This window comes from Komagataeibacter intermedius TF2, assembly GCF_000964425.1.
Lineage (GTDB): Bacteria > Pseudomonadota > Alphaproteobacteria > Acetobacterales > Acetobacteraceae > Komagataeibacter > Komagataeibacter intermedius.
On sequence record NZ_BANF01000518.1, the window covers coordinates 1 to 517 of the forward strand.

The 517-nt window shown below is 64.2% G+C and carries 1 protein-coding gene; it reads right to left on the minus strand.

From position 1 onward, the window contains the following. Positions 1–517, minus strand: a 517-nt coding sequence (locus tag B7449_RS18250; RefSeq protein ID WP_082084950.1) for a phage integrase N-terminal SAM-like domain-containing protein, incomplete at both ends; no start/stop codon positions are given.

Below are 517 nucleotides of genomic sequence, written 5' to 3' on the forward strand. Positions count from 1 at the left end.
CAGGGGCAGAAGGTCTGCCGGAAGCATGGCGTTGCGATATCGTCCCCCTTTGCCCCGTTCGACCCTGAGCAGCATGCGCTCGCTGTCGATATCACTGATCTTGAGAGCGGCGACCTCGGCCACCCGCAGGCCTGCCCCATAGGCGACCGACAGGGCGGCCTGATGCTTGAGGCATACGGTCGCGTTGAGCAGACGGGCAACTTCATCACGGCTCAGCACGACGGGCAGGTTGCGGGGCTGCGCTACCCGGACCAACTTGCGTGCAAGGTCGGGGCGGTCGAGCGTCTGGGTGAAGAAAAACCACAGCGCCGACACGATGGCGTTCATGGTCGGTGTCGGCATGCCAGCCGCGTTCTGCGCAATCTGAAACTGGCGCACATCCTCGACTGTTGCCGTGTGGGGTGAGCGGCCTAGAAACGTGGCGAAACGGCCGACATCGCGAAGGTAATTGCGCTGCGTCTCCCGGGAGAACCGCCGCACCGCCATGTCATCAAGCAGGCGCTGGCGAAGGGGACTG